Here is a 14,099-nt window from a genome sequence, read left to right on the forward strand (position 1 = left end):
ATCCTGCCTCCTCCCGCCTCAGCCGGTCCGTCACGCGGCGGACCGGCCCTTTTCGCGAAAGGGCCGCCTCCATGCGCCGCGCCGTTCAAGTCGTCACGCTGATCGCCGTGCTGGGTGCCGCCCCCGTCGCCACTTCCTCCGCCTTCGCCTTCGACGTGCAGTCGGGCGGCGTGGCGCTGTCGGCGCAGAACGTCGCGCTGTTGGCCGAGCGGCTGGCCAAGCGCAACGAGCGGCCGGCGGCGGACACGGCGGCGCAGCGCGGCGCGCTGCCCGGAGCGGCGGCACCGATGGGCGCGGCGGCACCGGCGGGGACGCCCGGAACGGCCAAGGCCACGATGACGCGCGACGAGCGGATGATGCAGTTCATGCTCGGCACCCAACCCGACGCGCGGACGGCCAAGGCCAAGGACGGCCTCGCCGACCTGAAGGCCCTGCTGAAGGCGCAGCGCTGAGCGGACGCGCGGTCTTCGATCGGTTCTTCGTCATCCGTCATGACGGGTCTGGCCCGGTCGTCCACGTGCGGGCTCTTTCGCATGACTTGCGGCCCTGGATGCCCGGCACAAGGCCAGGCATGACGGATGAGGAGAGATGCCGCTCCGCTCGACTCTCGAAAGATGTGCAGACGCGCGGGACGCGGGCATGAAAAAAGCCGCCCGGTGGCGGCTCTTTCGTGTCCCGTTCCTTCATGTCCCGTGCGTCCGTTCCTTTCTGGCCGCCCCCTTCCGGACCGGCCGCCGGCTCATGCCGCCAATCCGGCCATGGCGGCGAAGCCGCTGCCGTTGGACGCGATGTCGTGATTGAAGCCCTCGGCCACCCGGTCGTTGCCGTTGGAGGCCAGGCACAGCGTCACGTTGATCGCCGCCAGGATGGCGCGGTCGAGCTGTTCAGGGGCGACGCCATGGCGCTTGATCGCTTGCAAAGCACGGGTGACGGAGGGGGCCATGGCGTTGCTCCAGCGGATGGACCGGACGGTTGAGGCCGGGTTCGGCGGGGCCGGGTGGGTGGGAAACATGGGGGCATCATGCCCGTGCCGCCGTCCGCCGCCTGTCGTCCGCTTCACACCCGCCGGTATTTTCCGCTCAAAGTTTGAAGAAACCGCGAAGACGGGCCAGCAGATCCTGCGAGGCGGCCAGCGACTGCCCGGCGCCGTCACGCCCCAGCCGGTCGCGCTCGGCGTCGTTGTGAAGCTGGCGGTTGGCCATCAGCTCGGCGAGCTGCCGCGCCAGCTCCGGCCGGCGCCGCAGCACCGGGTCGAGGTGGCCCTTGTCCAGTTCGAACACCACCGCGTCGGTGCAGGCGACGACCGAGGCGCTGCGCGGCTGGCCGGTCAGCAGCGACATCTCGCCGAACAGGTCGCCGGGCCGCAGCCGGTCGAGATGGACGGCGTGCCGACCCTGGTCGAGCGTGACGTCGAACACCCCCTCGGCGATGACGAACAGCGATTCCCCGGCCTCGCCCTGGCGCACCGCGACCCCGCCGGCCGGGATGTGGTGGCGCCGCATCGCCTGCCCCAGTTCCGCCACCTCGGCCTCGTCGAAGGCGGCGAACAGGTCGAGTTGGCGCAGCAGACTGCGCCGCAGCGCGCCGGGCACCGGCTTGGCCGGGCGGTGGGTCCGCAGCTCCTGCTTGGGCCGGGCCAGCTCGATGCCGGCGCGGCCCAGATGCTCCAGGATCACCGTCGCCACCGCGTCGCGCACCGCCGACAGCCGCTCGTAGTCGTCCAGCCAGAAGCGCGCCTGGTAGCCGACGCCGTTGGGGCTGAAGCTGTCTATGACCACGTCCGGGCGCGGCGTCGCCAGCACGCCGTCGGCGCAGAGCAGCGCCGACAGCAGCACCCGCTTGGCACGGGCCGCCGGGACGTCGTGGTCGAGCAGGATCGGGATGGCGGCGCGGAAGCGCGGCTCCGGCCGGCTGAAATTGACGAAGCGGCTGCCGGCGACGATGCCGTTGGGCACGATCAGGGCGGCGCCGTCCGCCGTGATCAGCCGGGTGGCGCGCCAGTTGATCTCGTCCACCCGGCCGGAGACGCCGGGCGCCAGCTCGATCCAGTCGCCGATGCGGTAGGGGTGCTCGATGTTGAGCGCGATGCCCGAGAAGATGTCGGCGATCATGTTGCGCAGCGCGAAGCCGAGCACCGCGATCATCACGCCGGAGGTCGCCAGCAGCCCGGTCACCGGCTGCTCCAGCACGAAGGCCAGGATCGCCACCAGCGCCGCGACGTAGAGCAGGGCGCGCAGCAGGTCGCTCAGCAGGCGCGGGATGGGCGGCGGCCTGCCGCCCGGACGTCCGTTCGCGCGGCCGTTGCCGGTCGCCAGCAGGTCGAGCACCCGCGACCCCGCCCAGGCCAGGGCCAGCCACGCCGCCGCCGCGACCGCCATGTCGAAGCCGTCGCTCACCGCCGGTCCGCCCAGCGGTTCCAGGCGGGCGTGCAGCCAGGGCCGGTGCAGCACCGCGGCGGCCAGCAGGGCCAGCAGGGCCAACGGGGCAAGGAGGCGCCGGACGGCGTTCATGGTTGCGGGCATGTCCTGTCTTGGATGATGGGAGGAGGCGAAAGCCACGCATCGCATGCTCGGGCACGCGCGCGCCGTCAACAACGACGATCATCGGGACGGTCATCCGTCCCAAAGAAGAGGGGGGATCGGAGCCCGCGGCGGCCGGATGGAGCGGGACGGTCCCGGAAAAGGAGGGGCCTTCCCCCTTCCGGTATTACCGTGAATGACGCGGGAGGATCGCGCCCCCTCCGGGCATAAGATGGCCGATACCGGACACAATCGAAAAAATGGGGGAGGGCTGCACATGCCTCGATCCTTGGCGTTCCTGCTCGGCGCCGTCCTGCTGGCGCCGATTCCGGCGGCGGCCCAGCGCGAGGCCGCGCCGGAGGGTGCCCGCGCCTACATCATGTGGCCCTACGACGGCAGCGTGATCAACGGCGGCAAGCTGTGGGTCCGCATGGGCCTTCAGAACATGGGGGTGGCGCCGGCCGGCATCCGCCGGGAGCGTACGGGACATCACCATCTGCTGGTCGACACCGACCTCGGCAACCCCGAGGAACCGATCCCCAACGACCGGCAGCACCTGCATTTCGGCGGCGGCCAGACCGAGGTCCGGCTGGAGCTGCCGCCCGGCCGGCACACGCTTCAGATGGTCCTCGGCGACGCCGACCATATCCCGCACAACCCGCCGGTGATGTCGCAGAAGATCACCATCACGGTTCGGTAACGTCCCGCACAGGGGAGGACCGCATGACCACGCCCACGCACATGATGCCGGCACGCACGCTTCTGGCCGCCGCCATGACGGCCGGTTTCCTTCTCGCCGCCGGGGCCGCGTCGGGACAGCAGCCCGCCGGTCAGCAACCGGCAGGCCAGCCGGGCAGCCACGACCACGGCGCCGTCTCGCCCGAGGCCGACGCGCCCGGCCCGGCCCCGGTCGACTCCCCCTTGACCGGGCGGGCCGCCGGACGCAAGGACGCCCACCTCTACATCGGCTGGCCGAACGACGGGATGGTCGTCGGCCCGCGCTTCAAGGTGTGGTTCGGGCTGCGCAACTTCGGCGTCGCCCCGGCCGGCGTGACCCGCGACAACACCGGCCACCATCATCTGCTGATCGACACCCCGCTGACCAGGTTCGACGAGCCGATCCCCAACGACAAGCAGCACCTCCATTTCGGCGCCGGCCAGACCGAAACCTATCTGGAGCTGCCGCCCGGCCGGCACACGCTGCAACTGGTCCTGGCGGATTCCAACCACGTCCCCCACGACCCGCCGATCGTCTCGAAGGTCATCACCATCACCGTCCAGGGCAAGCGCGGCGCGCAGGTCTCGGCGCGCTGAATCCACCATCCGACCCCGCCGTTCCGCAGCAGCATGGAGACCGCAGGCATGGGAGTTTCAGGCAAGGAGTCCGTTCCGCCGTCCGGCCGACGCGCGGCGGGCCGATGCGCCGCGGGCCGATGCGCCGCGGGCCGATGCGCCGCGCTGGCGGCCCTGCTGCTGGCGCTGCCGCTGGCCGGCTGCTTCACCGCCGGCGAGAAGGTGTCCGTGGTGCAGCAGCCCAAGACGCCGGCCGTCCGCACCATCAGCAGCTTCAGCGAAGCGCTGCGCTGCATGGACGGGCTGATGGCCGCCCACGGCAAGCACGACATCTACATCACCAGCAACGGCATCCCCGACGCCACCGGCCGTGTCGCCGGCGGCACCAAGGACATGCTGATCACCGCCGTCAGCCGCATGTCGGAGCGCTCCAACGCCTTCCGCTTCGTCGATTTCGAGCCGGCGCTCGACGACGTCAACGCGCTGTACTGGATGATCGGCGTGCAGCCCAACTTCCGCGCCCCCTCCTACTACATCCGTGGCGCCATCACCCAGCTCGACGACAACGTGGTCAGCGAGTCGGCGGGCGCCGGCATCTCGCTGCCCAAGTTCGACCTCGGCGTTTCGGCCGATCAGGTGGCGTCGATGATCTCGGTCGACCTCAACGTCGGCGAGCTGGTGACCCGCCAGATCATCCCCGGCATGTCGGCGAGCAACTCGCTGGCCGTGCTGACCTCGGGCAAGGGGGCCGACGGCGGGGCGCTGATCGGCAAGGCCGGCCTGACCTTCAACGTCTCCTTCAACAAATCGGAGGGGCTGCACCAGGCGGTCCGCACGCTGGTGGAACTCAGCACCATCGAGGTGCTGGGCAAGCTGACGCGCACCCCCTACTGGCAATGCCTGGGCATCGACCAGACCAACCCGGCCTTCATGGGGCAGGCGCGCGACTGGTTCGACGGCATGCCGGCGGCCCAGCGCGTCACCTTCGTCCAGCGCACGCTGGTCGCCGACGGCTATTACGACGGCACCGTCACCGGCGAGTTGAACGAGCAGACCCGCGCCGCCGTGTCGCGCTACCAGGCCGACCATGACCTGATCGCCACCGGGCGGATCGACTTCGACCTCTACCAGCGCATGCTCGGCCAGCCGTCGGGCCGCCAGCAGGTGGCGCCGGAACGGTTGCAGGCGGTCGGCAACTCCGGCGGCGAGGGGCTGCCGCACGCGCCCCCGGCGCCGGCCGGGGCCGGTCCCGACCTCGCCCTGTCGTCCGACCGCGGGCCGAAGCCGCGCTACCGGCTGGGCGAGCCGCTGGTGGTGCGGGTGTCGCCGACCGCCGACGGCTTCGTCTACTGCTACTACCAGGACACGGGCGGGACGGTCGCCCGCATCTACCCCAACCGCTTCCAGCCCGACGCCTTCGTCGAGGCCAACCGGCAGGTCGAGATCCCGCCGGGCAACCAGAAGCCCTTCAACCTGCGCATGGACCGGGTCGGCGACCAGGAGGCCATCGCCTGCGTGGCGACGCGCGACGAGATGGGCGTGCGGCTGCCCGACCGCTTCAAGACCGAGGATCTGCAACCGATCCCCGGCGCCACGCTGGACAACGTGCTGGAGGCCTTCGCCGGCGCGTCCGGCGGCGCCGCGCGGTCGAAGCGGATGGGCATCCAGGTACTGCCGGGGCCGGTCGCCCTGCGCGAGTGAGGCTGCAAGGCCATCGGCGGCCTTCTGTGGCCCGGCTCACAGAAGGCCGCCGGGGGCGGTGCTAGAAATGGAGCAACAGACGGCGGATGCAACAGAAGGCGCTCTCGCCGAACCCCTTCCTTCCTTGGGAGATTGCTATGTCGACGCACATCCGGAGGGCCTTGGCCCGCCTCGTTCTTCCGGCCCTCGCGATCGCCTGCGCCGGGCCGGCGCTGGCCCAGACCATGGAGGGCAGCGGTTCGTCGAGCGTCCTGATGTTCGACCGGCCGCCGACCGTCGACGAGCTGCGCGAGGTGGTGGCGCCCAAGCCGCGCACCCGCAGCATCGAGATCATGGGCGGCGTCGCCAACAGCGCCGCCCAGCGCCAGCGCCCGACCGAGCAGGCGAACTACCCGTCGGACGCCGCCTCCGCCCCGGAGCCCGCGCCCGCGAAAGCCGTGCCGCCCAAGGCGCAGCCGCGCCCCGTCGCCAAGGCGCAACCCCAACCCGAACCCCCGATCGACCGCCAGGCCGCTCCCCCCGACGCGCGCCAGCAGGCGGCATTGCCCGAGCCGCCCCCCCCGCCGGAACCGGCAGCGCCGAACGCCTTCGGCTTCCGCATCAACTTCGCCTTCAACTCGGCCGAGATCCCGCGCGAGTTCCAGCCCTACATCGACGCGGTCGGCGGGCTGATGGCGCAGGACAGCAGCCTCGTGCTGGTGGTCGAGGGCCACACCGACGCGGTCGGCAGCGCCGCCTACAACCAGACCCTGTCGCAGCGCCGCGCCGTGGCGGTCGGCGAGTATCTGGTCCGCATGCACCACATCGACCCGCAGCGCATCGCCGTGGCCGGCAAGGGCCCGGCCGAGCCGGTGATGCCCGACCCCTACGACGGCCGCAACCGCCGCGTCGAGTTCAAGCCGGCCCGCTGATCCGGCCCGCCCCCACCCAACCCTTCGGAGGTCGCCATGAGACGCCTGTTGTCCTGTGTTGCGGCGGCCGGTCTGCTGCTGCTCCCACTCCTTGCCCTGCCCAGAGACGCCGACGCGACGCTCGTCCGGAAGGGCGACGGCAAGACGGTCGGGGCCGCCTCCGGGGGCGTCGACGTCGGCGTGCCGAAGGGCAAGGTCCGTGTCCAATGCTGGCAGGACGGCCGCAAGATCATCGACGAGGCCGACCTCGCCGTCGTCTCGCTGAGCATCGCCAGCCAGTTGAACGGCATGCGCTTCCGCCGGACGGGCGACGCCGACGGCACGGTGTCGGTGACGACCCAGGCGCGCACCGCCTGCCTGCTCGGTGGGCATGAGTGAGGGCGCGGCCGCACTCGCCCCACCCTGGCCCTCCCGCGATTGAATGAGGTCCCCGCCATGATCCGCCGTCCCGCATTCCGCCTTGGCGCCGCCCATCCGGCCAGCCGGCTGTGCGCCGGTGCGGTCGTCGCCCTCGCCACCGCCCTGACCGCGACGCTTTCCGCTCCCGCCGCACGGGCGGCCGAGGCGGTGGTCGTCGCCTCCACCGCCCCCGGCTACAAGCTGGGGCAGGTCGTCGCCGACGGCGCGTCGGTGACGGTGCCGGAAGGGGCCGGCGTCATGCTGCTGTTCGCCAGCGGGCGGACGATGCGCCTCAAGGGTCCCTACGCCGGGCCGTTCGACAGCCTGCGCGACAGCGCCCAGGACCAAGGCGCCCAGGGCGGCACCCGCCCGGCGCTCGGCGGGCTTCTGGGCGGCGAGCGCTTCGTCCAGACCGACCTCGGCGCCGCCCGCTCGCTCGGCTCGCCGCTCAACAAGGCGGCGGAGCGCGCCTTCGCCATCGACCCCGGAATCGACGGCACCTACTGCATTCCGGCCGGCGGGCGCCCGAGCCTGACCCGGCCGCAGGATCCCGCCCTGGCCAAAATCTCACTGGCCGCCAACGGGCGCGAGGGGTCCACGACGGTGGCCTGGACCGGCGACGCCCCGGCCCCCTGGCCGAACGAGCTGGCGCTGAGCGACGGCGCCGAGTTCCGCGTCAGCGGCCCCGACGGCACGCCGCGCCACACGCTGCGCTTCCGCACCCTCGACGCCGCGTCCGCCGCCCCCGGCGCGACCAACGGCGCGGCGCTGGCCCTGCGGCTGGCCGGCGCCGGCTGCGCCCGGCAGGCGGCGGCGCTGCTGGCCCCGCTGCGCGACGCGGTGGTGCCGCTGGACATCTATCTGGCCGCCGACCGCGGGCCGGCGGCGAGCTACCGGCCGGGCGACCCGTTCCGGCTGGTGCTCCAGGCCAACCGCGACGCCCATGTCTACTGCTACCTGCGCAACACGCGCGGCCAGCTCATCCCCTTCTTCCCGCCGGGGTCCGGGACCAGCGCCCAGCTCTCCGCCGACACGCCGCTGACCATGCCGGGCGACCGCATGCCGCTGCCGCTGCTGGCCGGCGAGAGCGCCGGCGACATGGAGGTGCGCTGCGTCGCCGCCGACCACGACCTGGGCGGCGACCTGCCCGGCCGCGCCGACGCCTTCCGCCCGATGAGCGCCGAGACGGTGGCGCAGCTCGACCGCGCGCTGAACGGGATGCGCGATACCGAGGTGGTCATGACCCAGGTCATCCTGCGGGTGCGCTGACATGGGGGGATCCGGGGGGAAGGAATCCGGGGGGGATTCCGGAACCGCGTCCGGCGGGGACGGCCGCGTCGCGCCGTGGCGGGCGGCCCTGCTCGCCGGCGCCGTCGCGGCGCTGGCGGTCGGGCTGACCCATCTGGTGCCGCCGCTGCGCTCGGCCGACGAGACCTTCAGCGATCTCCAGATCGCCCATCTGGCGCCGCCGCAGCCGCCGCACCCCGGCGTGGCGCTGGTGACGCTGGGCGAGGACAGCTTCGCCACGCTGGTCTGCCGCTCGCCGATCGACCGCGGCTTCCTCGCCGACCTGATCGGCCGGCTGGAGGCCGCCCGCGTCCGCGCCATCGGCATCGACATCCTGTTCGACCAGCCGACCATCCCCGCGCTGGACGAGCGGCTGCGCCGCCGCATCCTCGACGCCCGCGTTCCCGTGGTGGCGATCACCGCGCTGGCCCAGACCCCGCTGACCGAGGCGCAGCGCCGCTATCTCGGCAACTTCCTCGACGGCATGCGGCACGGCCACGCCAACCTCGCCAAGGATCCCCTGGACGCGACCGTGCGCTGGCATGTGCCGCGCGGCGAGGGTGGCGAACCCAGCCTGCCGGCCAGCCTTGCCGCCCTTGCCGGGGCCACGGTGCCCGACCAGCCCTTCCGCATCGACTGGCGCGTGGGCCCGACGCCGGACGAGCCGCCCTTCGCCGCCTACCCGGCGGAGATGGTGGCGCTGCTGCCGCCCGGCTGGCTGGCCGGGCGCATCGTGCTGATCGGCACCGTGCTGAACGGCATCGACCGCCACCGCACGCCCCTGGCGCTGGCCGGCGCCGCCACCCCCGGACTGGTCGTCGAGGCGCAGGTGCTGGCCCAGATGCTCGACGGCCGCACCAGCCCGCGCCTGCCGCTGCCCGTGGAAGCGGCGCTGGCGCTGGCGCTCGCCGCCGCCGGGGTCGGGCTGGCGCTGACCGGCCTGGGGCCGGGGCTGCTGGCGGCGGTCAGCCTCGTTCCGCTCGCGGCGCTGTGGGCCGGCGGCTCGCTGCTGTTCGCCCAGGGCGGGCCGCTGGTGCCGCTGATGGCGCCGTCGATGGCGTGGATCGGCGGCACGGCGGCGATGGCCGCGCACCTGTCGCTGCGCGCGCGGGCCGACCGCCGCGTGCTGATGCATCTGTTCGCCAACCACGTCTCGCAGCCGGTCGCCGACGAGATCTGGCGCGAGCGCGCCACCTTCATGGCCGGCAACCGGCCGCGCCCGCAGCAGCTCACCGCCACCGTGCTGTTCTCCGACATCGAGGGCTTCACCACCGTCTGCGAGGCGCTGGAGCCGGAACCGCTGATCCGCTGGCTGGAGGGCTATCTCGACGCCATGGTCCGCATCGTCGCCGCCCATGACGGGGTGGTGCTGCGCTTCGTCGGCGACGCCATCCTGGCGGTGTTCGGCGTGCCGGTCGCCCGCACCACCCAGGCGCAGATCGACGCCGACGCCGAGCGGGCGGTACGCTGCGCCGTGCAGATGGGGCGCGAACTGGCGACGCTGAACCAGCGCTGGCGCGACGAGGGGTTGCCGCCGGTCGGCGTGCGCGTCGGCATCCACACCGGCCCGCTGGTCGCCGGCAGCATGGGCGGGCTGCGGCACATGGAATACTCGCTGCTCGGCGACACCGCCAACACGGCGGCCCGGCTGGAAAGCCACGCCAAGACGGTCGGCGCCCGCTCCTCCCCGCATTGCCGGATCATCATCGGCGACCCGACCTGCCGGGCGGTGCGCGGCCGGATCGCCGTGCTGCCGGTCGGCGAGGTGGCTCTGAAGGGGAAATCCAGGACCGTCCGCATCTGGCTGGTCATCGACGGCGCCGAAGACGAGACCGGCCGGACGCTGGTGGAGCCCGAAGAATCGGGAAAGACCACCTTGTGACGGAAGCGCGGCAGTTCTGCACTTCTGCTTCCGACCTGTCCCAACGGAGTGCCCCAATGGAGGGTGCATCCTTTCCGTTATACGGGTTAGGCTGATCGCGCGGCTTGGCAGCCCTCCGCCCGATCAATAAAATGCTCCACACTCATCCCAAAACCGGTCGCCGGATGTCCCGACACGCCGCAGCGGCGTGGGCTTCGCCGCGATGCAAGGAGGCGATACGATGGGAGGGGCGATATGATGGAAGGAGGGGGGAAGCGGCGCTGGTCCGCCGTGCCCGCGCTGCCGACCATGTTCCTCTGGGTTGCCGCGCTGATCGCCGCCATGGCGCTGACCATGGCCGTGGCCGCGCGGGCGGCCGGCCCGCCGACGCCGCAACCGGCGGCCGAGAAGCGCATCGCCCTGGTCATCGGCGTCAACAGCTACCAGCACGCGCCGGAGCTGATCAACCCGCGCAACGACGCCCGCGCCATGGCGGAGACGCTGCGCGGCCTGGATTTCACCGTCGAGGAGCAGTACGACCTCGACAACCGCGGCTTCAGCATGGCGCTGCGCGCCTTCGGCATCCGCGCCTCGCAGGCCGACGTGGCCGTGCTGTTCTACGCCGGGCACGGCATCCAGGTCGCCGGCACGAACTATCTGATCCCGGCCGACGCCCAGCTGGAGCGCGAGCGCGACCTCGTTTACGAGGCGGTGCCGCTGAACCTGCCGCTCGGCGAGCTGGCGCAGGCGCGCAAGCTCGGCATCATGATTCTCGACGCCTGCCGCAACAACCCCTTCGTCGACCGGCTGACCCGCACCGGCACCAACAAGACCCAGGCGCATCCCGGCTTCGGCCGGGTCGACGACACCCCGAGCGACACGCTGGTCGCCATGGCGACCCGCGCCGACCAGCTCGCCGAGGACGGCACCGGCGAGCACAGCCCCTACACCGCCGCCCTGCTCCAGCATCTGGCGACACCGGGGCTTGAGCTGAGCCTGTTCTTCCGCAACGTCCGCGACACGGTCAAGCAGGCGACCGACGGCCGCCAGGATCCCTTCATCTACGGCTCGCTCGGCGCCACCCCCTTCTACTTCAACCCGCGCCCGCCCAACCGGCCGCCGCTGCTGGCCGAGACGCGGCCGATCACCGTCGCCGACCGCGCCGACCCGGAACCGCTGCGCATCAGCCAGCCGACCGACCCCGACGACGACCAGCTCTTCGCCCGCGTCACCGGCCTGCCGCGCGGCGGCACCATCCGCATCGGCGAGCGCAGCGTGCTGATCGGCGACTACCTGACGGTGGAGCAGCTCGCCGCGACCAGCTTCAAGCCCGACGCCAGCCTGCGCGGCGACGCCGGCGGCTTCGAGTTCGTGGTGATGGACGGGCGCGGCGGCAACGTGCGCGGCTTCGTCCCCATCACCATCCGGCCGAGCAACCGGCCGCCGGTGCTGATCTCCGAAAAGCGGGTGATGGCGACGCCCAACCCGCTGCGGATCGAGGCGCCTGTCGATCCCGACGGCGATCCGCTGACCATCACCGTCACCGCCGTGCCCGAGCGCGGCCATGTGGTGAGCGGCGACCGCATGATCCGCCCCGGCGAGATCCTGACGACCGAGGTGCTGACCGGCCTGGTCTTCGAGCCGTCGGGGGCGGCGCCCGGTCCGGCCGGCGCCTTCGCCTTCACCGCCGACGACGGGCGCGGCGGCGTGTCGCGCGGGACGGTCTCTGTGGAGATCGCCGAGCCCGGTACCCCGCCGCTCGCCGCCAACGCCGAGGAGACGGTGTGGCAGCGGGTGCGGACCAGCAACAACGTCAACGAGATCGAGGCGTATCTGCGCCTGTTCGGCAACGGCACCTTCGCGGCGGCGGCGCGCCAGCGGATCGACCAGCTGCGCGGCAACGCGCGCGCGTCCGAGCAGCCCGCGCTCTCCGGCAACAGCGGCGGCGGCGGATCGGGCGGCGGATCGGGCGGGACGCCCGCCCCGGCGGTGATCGCCGCCCTGCCGCCGCCGAAGCCCCCGCAACCGCAGCAGGCCCAGCCGCAGACCTTCCAGCCACCGGCCCCTCAACCACCGCAAACCACGGCGTCCCAACCCAATCCCCAACCCGCCGCTCCATCGAACGGCGGGGCGCGCAACCACGGCGCCGGCAACAGCTTCCAGGACTGCGACACCTGCCCGGTGATGGTGCGGCTGCCGGCCGGCTCCTTCCTGATGGGCAGCGACAAGGGCGACCCGTCGGAACGGCCGGTGCACCGCGTCACCCTCGCCAAGCCCTTCGCGATGAGCGCCTACGAGGTGCTGGTCGGCGAATGGCGGGCCTGCGTCCAGGGCGGCGGCTGCTCGAACATGCCGCGCATGACCAACGCCAACGATGGCACGCCCGTCTACAACATCAGTTGGGAGGACGCCCAGGCCTACGTGAAGTGGCTGAGCCAGAAGACCGGCCAGCGCTACCGCCTGCCCAGCGAGGCGGAGTGGGAGTACGCGGCGCGCGGCGGCACCAGCGGCCCCTACTGGTGGGGCGGCGACAAGGGCATCTTCGCCAACTGCCAGAATTGCGGCGGCCCGCAGGAACCGCTGACCCCGGCCTCGGCCGGCAGCTTCAAGCCGAACCCCTTCGGGCTGCACGACATGAACGGCGGCGTGGCGGAATGGGTCGCCGACTGCTGGAACAAGGACTATGCCGGGGCGCCGGCCGACGGCGGCGTCTGGCAGCGCGGCGACTGCCGCAAGCGGGTGCTGCGCGGCGGTTCCTGGCGCAACACGCTGACCGACATCACCGACACCGTCCGCAACCTTTACGACCAGGACGTCCGCTACCTCAACAACGGCTTCCGCATCGCCCGCGATCTGAATTGAGTGGCGGTGCAGGCGCTGCCTCTCCCCCCTCACCGCTGCACCGACTTGACCCGCTGTCCGGCGAAGTTGCCGGTGCCGGACGCGATGTTGACGGCGCTGTTGGCGTTGTTGAACTGCACGCCGCCGTTCTTCATGGCGAAGGGCAGGTAGGGCAGCGGGCCCAGCGTGGTCATCAGCGCGTCGGGCTGGCCCGATGGGGCGGTGCCCGGCAGGGTCGGGACCTTCGGCATCTCCTGCGTCGCCACCGGCGGCACCTCCGGCAGCTTCGGCATCCTGGGACCGTCGGCGCCCTTCTGCCGGTTGCGCGGGCGGGGGGGAGCCGGGTCGGCCGCCACCTCCGGCGCCGTAGCCACCGGGGCGGCGGTCGCCGGGGCCGCAGCCTCCGGAGCCGTCCTTCCGGCTCCGGGGTCGAGGATCACGCCCTCGCCGCCGGTCACCACGCCCTGGTCGGTGGAGTTGCCCTCGCCGATGGCGATGTTCAGCGCGCTGTTGATGTTGTTCACGATGAAGGGCGCGTCGATGAAGGTCACGCTCGGCTCGAAGGACGGCGGCGGGTTGCGGCTGGGCGCCAGCGCCTGGCCCTGGCTGAAGCCGGCCAGGAAACCGGCGTCGCCGCGCGTCTTGGCGATGAGCTGCTGGTGGAATTCCTTCCGGCTCTTGCCCGGATTCGTCACCATGGCGCCGGCCGGCGTCCCGCGCCGCGCCGAGGCGAAGACCGGCTGGCGGGCCGGCTGCGCGAAGGCTTGGGCAAGGTTCGCGGCGCTGACCCCGGCCGGCCCGAAGCCGATGCCGCCCATGTCCTGGGCGCGCGCCTCCCCGCCCACCACCGCGCCGGCCGCCGTGGCCGTCAGCAGAAGCCCCGCAATGCCGTGCAGAAAGCCGACGCGCCGCATGGAAATCTCCCTGGAGGACGGTTGAAGGAGGGGGGTCGGGAAAGGCTCAATGGACGCGCAGCGGTTCGAGATCCTCCTGGCGGAGGATGGCGGAGGCCAGTTCGACGCTGGAGAAGTGATCGAGCAGCCGGCCGTCCGCCGCGTGCACGGCGACCGCCTTGCGGCCGTCCAGCAGGACCGGCTTCACATAGGCGCTGTCATGGACGCCGAGATCGGCGAAGAAACGGTCGGCGGCGCTCCAGCGGGGGAGCGGCGCGTCGGTGCCACAGGCGGTGTCGGAGGTCGGACGCTTGGACATCGGCGGTCTCCCTGGGGCTGTCTCCCGGACGCGGTGACGATCACCGCATGGAAGGAAGCCTAACGCCGTCCGCAC

The 14,099-nt window shown here is 72.4% G+C and carries 13 protein-coding genes; 9 read left to right on the plus strand and 4 right to left on the minus strand.

Annotated features, from left to right (window positions below):
- Positions 1-71: 71 nt before the first annotated feature.
- On the plus strand, positions 72-452 hold the full coding sequence (locus J2847_RS11220) for a hypothetical protein (RefSeq protein WP_209779059.1): 381 nt from the start codon (positions 72-74) through the stop codon (positions 450-452).
- Positions 453-739: 287 nt separating this feature from the next.
- On the opposite strand, the gene J2847_RS11225 is transcribed toward J2847_RS11220, so the two are convergent.
- Together J2847_RS11225 and J2847_RS11230 are read right to left on the minus strand one after the other, a co-directional pair.
- Positions 740-943 carry a hypothetical protein gene (locus tag J2847_RS11225; protein ID WP_085557696.1) on the minus strand — a complete coding sequence of 68 codons (204 nt, stop codon included), beginning with the start codon at positions 941-943 and terminating at the stop codon, positions 740-742.
- A gap of 136 nt (positions 944-1,079) precedes the next feature.
- Positions 1,080-2,510 (minus strand): mechanosensitive ion channel family protein, encoded by a 1,431-nt coding sequence (locus J2847_RS11230; RefSeq protein WP_209779060.1) that lies wholly within the window; start codon positions 2,508-2,510, stop codon positions 1,080-1,082.
- A gap of 286 nt (positions 2,511-2,796) precedes the next feature.
- Between J2847_RS11230 and J2847_RS11235 the strand changes: the two genes are divergently transcribed.
- The 8 genes from J2847_RS11235 (at position 2,797) to J2847_RS11270 (ending at position 12,833) form a co-directional block, all read left to right on the plus strand.
- Positions 2,797-3,219: a DUF4399 domain-containing protein gene (locus tag J2847_RS11235; RefSeq protein WP_209779061.1), complete on the plus strand. Its 423-nt coding sequence runs from the start codon at positions 2,797-2,799 to the stop codon at positions 3,217-3,219.
- Between the two features lie 23 nt (positions 3,220-3,242).
- Positions 3,243-3,833, plus strand: coding sequence for a DUF4399 domain-containing protein (locus J2847_RS11240; protein WP_233474446.1), 591 nt, complete (start codon positions 3,243-3,245; stop codon positions 3,831-3,833).
- Positions 3,834-3,881: 48 nt separating this feature from the next.
- The gene (locus J2847_RS11245) at positions 3,882-5,513 is read left to right on the plus strand and encodes a DUF4384 domain-containing protein (RefSeq protein ID WP_209779062.1); all 1,632 of its coding nucleotides are present in this window, start codon (positions 3,882-3,884) and stop codon (positions 5,511-5,513) included.
- Between the two features lie 137 nt (positions 5,514-5,650).
- Positions 5,651-6,424, plus strand: coding sequence for an OmpA family protein (locus tag J2847_RS11250; protein ID WP_209779063.1), 774 nt, complete (start codon positions 5,651-5,653; stop codon positions 6,422-6,424).
- 36 nt (positions 6,425-6,460) lie between these two features.
- On the plus strand, positions 6,461-6,802 hold the full coding sequence (locus J2847_RS11255) for a hypothetical protein (protein WP_209779064.1): 342 nt from the start codon (positions 6,461-6,463) through the stop codon (positions 6,800-6,802).
- A 57-nt stretch (positions 6,803-6,859) separates the two neighbouring features.
- Complete coding sequence (locus J2847_RS11260; protein WP_209779065.1) at positions 6,860-8,092, plus strand: DUF4384 domain-containing protein; 1,233 nt, start codon at positions 6,860-6,862, stop codon at positions 8,090-8,092.
- A 1-nt stretch (position 8,093) separates the two neighbouring features.
- Positions 8,094-9,992, plus strand: a complete 1,899-nt coding sequence (locus tag J2847_RS11265) for an adenylate/guanylate cyclase domain-containing protein (RefSeq protein WP_209779066.1) — start codon at positions 8,094-8,096, stop codon at positions 9,990-9,992.
- A gap of 234 nt (positions 9,993-10,226) precedes the next feature.
- On the plus strand, positions 10,227-12,833 hold the full coding sequence (locus J2847_RS11270) for an SUMF1/EgtB/PvdO family nonheme iron enzyme (RefSeq protein ID WP_209779067.1): 2,607 nt from the start codon (positions 10,227-10,229) through the stop codon (positions 12,831-12,833).
- Positions 12,834-12,862: 29 nt separating this feature from the next.
- Here the strand turns inward: J2847_RS11270 and J2847_RS11275 are convergent, their stop codons facing one another.
- Positions 12,863-13,726, minus strand: coding sequence for a hypothetical protein (locus J2847_RS11275; protein WP_209779068.1), 864 nt, complete (start codon positions 13,724-13,726; stop codon positions 12,863-12,865).
- 46 nt (positions 13,727-13,772) lie between these two features.
- Entirely contained in the window at positions 13,773-14,024 is a 252-nt protein-coding gene (locus J2847_RS11280) for a hypothetical protein (protein ID WP_085557685.1), read from the minus strand.
- Positions 14,025-14,099: the final 75 nt, after the last annotated feature.

The sequence above is a fragment of the Azospirillum agricola genome, from assembly GCF_017876095.1.
GTDB classification, from domain to species: Bacteria; Pseudomonadota; Alphaproteobacteria; order Azospirillales; family Azospirillaceae; genus Azospirillum; species Azospirillum agricola.

Coding starts and splice junctions, on each gene's coding strand:
- J2847_RS11270 (WP_209779067.1), top strand. CDS start 10,227: ATGATGGAAGGAGGGGGGAAGCGGCGCTGGTCCGCCGTGCCCGCGCTG.
- J2847_RS11225 (WP_085557696.1), bottom strand. CDS start 943: ATGGCCCCCTCCGTCACCCGTGCTTTGCAAGCGATCAAGCGCCATGGC.
- J2847_RS11240 (WP_233474446.1), top strand. CDS start 3,243: ATGACCACGCCCACGCACATGATGCCGGCACGCACGCTTCTGGCCGCC.
- J2847_RS11255 (WP_209779064.1), top strand. CDS start 6,461: ATGAGACGCCTGTTGTCCTGTGTTGCGGCGGCCGGTCTGCTGCTGCTC.
- J2847_RS11265 (WP_209779066.1), top strand. CDS start 8,094: ATGGGGGGATCCGGGGGGAAGGAATCCGGGGGGGATTCCGGAACCGCG.
- J2847_RS11245 (WP_209779062.1), top strand. CDS start 3,882: ATGGGAGTTTCAGGCAAGGAGTCCGTTCCGCCGTCCGGCCGACGCGCG.
- J2847_RS11250 (WP_209779063.1), top strand. CDS start 5,651: ATGTCGACGCACATCCGGAGGGCCTTGGCCCGCCTCGTTCTTCCGGCC.
- J2847_RS11230 (WP_209779060.1), bottom strand. CDS start 2,510: ATGAACGCCGTCCGGCGCCTCCTTGCCCCGTTGGCCCTGCTGGCCCTG.
- J2847_RS11260 (WP_209779065.1), top strand. CDS start 6,860: ATGATCCGCCGTCCCGCATTCCGCCTTGGCGCCGCCCATCCGGCCAGC.
- J2847_RS11235 (WP_209779061.1), top strand. CDS start 2,797: ATGCCTCGATCCTTGGCGTTCCTGCTCGGCGCCGTCCTGCTGGCGCCG.
- J2847_RS11280 (WP_085557685.1), bottom strand. CDS start 14,024: ATGTCCAAGCGTCCGACCTCCGACACCGCCTGTGGCACCGACGCGCCG.
- J2847_RS11275 (WP_209779068.1), bottom strand. CDS start 13,726: ATGCGGCGCGTCGGCTTTCTGCACGGCATTGCGGGGCTTCTGCTGACG.
- J2847_RS11220 (WP_209779059.1), top strand. CDS start 72: ATGCGCCGCGCCGTTCAAGTCGTCACGCTGATCGCCGTGCTGGGTGCC.